The organism is Fluviicola sp., assembly GCF_030151805.1.
GTDB lineage: Bacteria > Bacteroidota > Bacteroidia > Flavobacteriales_D > Crocinitomicaceae > Fluviicola.
Genome location: NZ_JASLCN010000317.1, coordinates 1 through 3,721, shown reverse-complemented (window position 1 = coordinate 3,721; position 3,721 = coordinate 1). Strand labels below are relative to the sequence as shown.

Sequence of the window (3,721 nt, the reverse complement as noted above, 5' to 3'; positions counted from 1 at the left end):
ACACAGAAGGTCACATAGTTTTTTTAATGTTTATGTAGCTTGGTGAGTTTTCTACATTATTACCGATTAATCGCGCCCTTTCGTATTTTACACTGCTACATGATGCTCTCTCAGGGCATCGTTCAAACTCGTTTTTAAATCCGTTGAAGCTTTTCGCTTTCCGATAATCAACGCACAAGGAACCTGGAAATCTCCCGCAGGAAATGATTTCGTGTATGATCCCGGAATAACCACGGAACGTTCAGGAACGTATCCTTTTAATTCAACAGGTTCTGCTCCGGTCACGTCAATGATTTTTGTCGACATCGTCAAACACACATTTGCTCCCAAAACAGCTTCTTTTCCTACTCGAACACCCTCCACCACGATACAGCGTGAGCCGATGAAAGCATCGTCTTCAATAATTACAGGAGCAGCTTGCAATGGTTCCAATACACCGCCGATTCCAACACCACCGCTTAAGTGGACGTTTTTCCCGATTTGAGCACAAGAACCAACCGTTGCCCAGGTATCTACCATGGTTCCGGAATCTACATAAGCTCCGATATTGATATAAGAAGGCATCATGATGACTCCCGGTGCTACAAATGCCCCATAACGTGCAATTGCATGAGGAACAACGCGAACACCTAATTCTGCGTAGTTTTTCTTCAAAGCCATTTTATCGTGAAATTCAAACGGACCAACTTCAATGGTTTCCATTTTGCGAATCGGGAAATACATCACAACAGCTTTCTTCACCCATTCATTCACCTGCCACGAACCGTCTTCCTTCGGTTCTGCAACGCGCAATCTTCCTTTGTCGATATCCTCGATTACATGTTCGATTGCCTGGCGTGTTTCCGGCTGATCTAATAAAGCCCGATTTTCCCAGGCAGCTTCTATAATGGAACGCATACTTTTTGATTTTGGACAAAAGTAAAAATTAAATGGGGAAGGTAATTGTTTTTACCCCAATCTTGAATCCAATATGAAACCAGCAATAAAGCATGAATATTCCATAAATAAGGCATAGATATAGCGATGATTGTATCAGTTTTAAACAAAGTAAACCAATAATAAACAGCATAGCTTCCCAACCTTCCCTTCTTGCTGATTGATCATTCTTCCGATTCATAATTCGGCATTCGTAATTAATAACCGTATTTTTACAGAATAATCTCAATAGAATACACTTGTCTAAAATTCTTGCAATCGACTTTGGCTTAAAGCGAACCGGTTTGGCACTTTCGGATGAACTTCAGATGTTTGCCTTCGGACTTAAAACAATCGACAGTAAAACGCTGATGGATGAGTTGAAAATACTCGTTGAAAAAGAGAAGGTTACGGAGATCGTGATCGGTGAACCGAAGAGATTGGATGCTTCCGACTCACACATTACCCAAAATGTACGTTTACTGAGAGAAGCGGTTCAGAAGAATTTTCCGGGAGTACTTGTTAATTTACTGGATGAACGGTTTACTTCAAAGATGGCTTCGGCGGCAATTGCCCAAAGCGGTTTGAAGAAAAAAGACCGGGAGCAAAAAGGACTTATTGATACGGTTAGTGCAACAATTATCCTCCAGGATTACCTTCAAACCCGCGTAAAATAAGGAAAAGTATTTTGAACGCATCAATTTTCTAACTTTGTAACAAGTTCAAAAGGTTCAAAGAGTTTCAATGTTCAAAAAATTCAAATTGAACCATTGAACTTTTTCAACTCTTGAACTTACTGAAATAATGCGAGAAAAGAGAATTGACACTTGATTCTGTGAATGATTTTAAAAAGAACAAAAAATGATATTGCCAATTGTTGCATACGGTGATCCGATCCTTAAAAAAGAAGCTGTCGAAATCGATCAGGACTATCCGGAGTTGAATAAACTCATCGAAGATATGTTTGAAACGATGTATGAAGCATCGGGAGTAGGTTTGGCGGCTCCGCAGATTAATCGTTCCATTCGTTTGTTTGTGGTAGATGGAAGTCCGTTTGCTGAAACAGACGAAGATGAAGAAGAAGATCCGATGGCGGAAGGAATGGAAGGGTTTAAACGCGTTTTTATCAATCCGATCATCGAAGAAGAAGCCGGAGAAGCATGGGGTTTTCACGAAGGTTGTTTAAGCATTCCGAAAATTCGCGAAGAAGTCTACCGGAAAGAAAAGATCCGCATCACCTATTACGATGAGAACTGGCAATTCCACGATGAATGGTTTGACGGTTATAAGGCGCGAATCATTCAGCACGAATACGATCACGTTGAAGGAGTTTTGTTTACAGACCACCTTTCGGTTTTGAAAAGAAGATTGCTGACCAAAAGACTTCAGAATATTTCTCAGGGTTTGATCTCGGTTGCTTATAAAATGAAATTCCCGTCATTCAAAAAAGGAAAATAATGAAAAAGTTGTTTCTAACAGGAATGGTGCTTTTTGTACTCGGATGCTCTTCCAAAGAAGAAAGTGCCAAAGAAGGCCCGGAAAATAGTAAAGAGCAGACTTTGCAGGAAGCTGTAAAAGATGTCAAAACGTTTGAGGATTCCCTGAAATCAGCGTCCGCTTCAGGAAAGCTTGAGTTTGATCAGCAGGCTGCAGTGGCTTACGCGGAAAAATGCCTCAGTGTTTATCACCGTTTTCCAAAAACCGACGAAGCACCGCGTTACCTGGATAAAGCACACATCATTTTTGCATCCGTTGGTTTGCATCAGCGCTCGGTGATTTTGGCCGATTCCCTGATTGCAATGTATCCGACGTATAAAAACCGGGCAATGGTTCTGGAAAGTCTGGCAGGCGCATACGATGTTTTTGTGATTCCAAGACAAAAGACGAAAGTGAAGTATTACTATGAAATGTTGCTGAAAGAAAACCCGGAAATGGACGCAGAGCAACGAAAACAGATCGAAAATCGTTTAAAGTATATTGATTTGACGTTTGATGAATATGTTTCAAAATCAAATTAGTATTTTGGACTGATTTTCGTTAACTATGTGTTAAAGAAACCAAAGGGCAAAACTTTATAATCTATATTTACAACAACTAAAAGAAACAAAATGAAAAAAGTATTATTTACAATGATGTTGGCTTTCGTAGCTGTGATCGGCGCAAACACTGCGATTGCTCAAGAAGTACAAAACGGAGCTAAAATCGAATTTGCGAAAGAAACGCATGATTACGGAAATATCAAATACGGAGCAAACGGTACTTGTACGTTTACTTTTACAAACACAGGAAACGCTCCTTTGATTATTTCGAATGCAAAAGGATCTTGTGGTTGTACGGTTCCGGAGTGGCCGAAAGAGCCAATTGCACCGGGAGCAAAAGGTGTGATTACTGTAAAGTATGATACAAAACGTTCCGGAGCGATCAATAAAAATGTAACGATTACTTCGAATGCCGTAAACGAGCCTTCAAAAGTAATCCGTATCAAAGGAAATGTTGCTCCTCAACCGGAAGGAACAAGCCCTGTAAATGACAACGGTGCTCCGTCTGCACACTAAAAACGACACTGAATGCGTAGTCTGATGATCGCATTTCTGATAATGAATTCCGCTTTTTGCATTAGCCAGAAAGCGGAATTTTCTGTTGATAAAGCCGTGTTTACCTTTCCAAAAACAAACGAAGGTCCGGTCATTTCGCACGATTTTGTGATTACCAATACCGGCGACGCGCCACTGATCATTTCCGATTACAAAGTTTCATGCCCCTGCACCAAAGCCATCTTTCCGAAAGATCCGGTTCAACCCGGTCA

At 40.7% G+C, this 3,721-nt stretch carries 6 protein-coding genes; 5 read left to right on the top strand and 1 reads right to left on the bottom strand.

What is annotated here, in order from left to right; all coding sequences use genetic code 11:
* Nucleotides 1–87: 87 nt before the first annotated feature.
* Nucleotides 88–897: a 2,3,4,5-tetrahydropyridine-2,6-dicarboxylate N-succinyltransferase gene (locus Q1V93_RS12165; RefSeq protein WP_300665056.1), complete on the bottom strand. Its 810-nt coding sequence runs from the start codon at nucleotides 895–897 to the stop codon at nucleotides 88–90.
* Nucleotides 898–1,175: 278 nt separating this feature from the next.
* On the opposite strand from Q1V93_RS12165, the gene ruvX reads away from it, so the two are divergent.
* The 5 genes from ruvX to Q1V93_RS12140 all read left to right on the top strand — a co-directional run.
* Nucleotides 1,176–1,592, top strand: a complete 417-nt coding sequence (gene ruvX / locus Q1V93_RS12160) for a Holliday junction resolvase RuvX (RefSeq protein ID WP_300665054.1) — start codon at nucleotides 1,176–1,178, stop codon at nucleotides 1,590–1,592.
* A gap of 184 nt (nucleotides 1,593–1,776) precedes the next feature.
* A complete protein-coding gene (gene def, locus Q1V93_RS12155) occupies nucleotides 1,777–2,373 on the top strand; it encodes a peptide deformylase (protein ID WP_300665052.1) in 597 nt (198 codons plus the stop codon).
* Nucleotides 2,373–2,933 carry a hypothetical protein gene (locus tag Q1V93_RS12150; RefSeq protein WP_300665050.1) on the top strand — a complete coding sequence of 187 codons (561 nt, stop codon included), beginning with the start codon at nucleotides 2,373–2,375 and terminating at the stop codon, nucleotides 2,931–2,933. Before def ends, Q1V93_RS12150 begins: the two co-directional genes overlap by 1 nt.
* Before the next feature lie 90 nt (nucleotides 2,934–3,023).
* Nucleotides 3,024–3,470, top strand: a complete 447-nt coding sequence (locus Q1V93_RS12145; protein WP_300665047.1) for a DUF1573 domain-containing protein — start codon at nucleotides 3,024–3,026, stop codon at nucleotides 3,468–3,470.
* Between the two features lie 12 nt (nucleotides 3,471–3,482).
* Nucleotides 3,483–3,721, top strand: a 239-nt coding sequence (locus tag Q1V93_RS12140; protein ID WP_300665045.1) for a DUF1573 domain-containing protein, incomplete at its 3' end; no start/stop codon positions are given.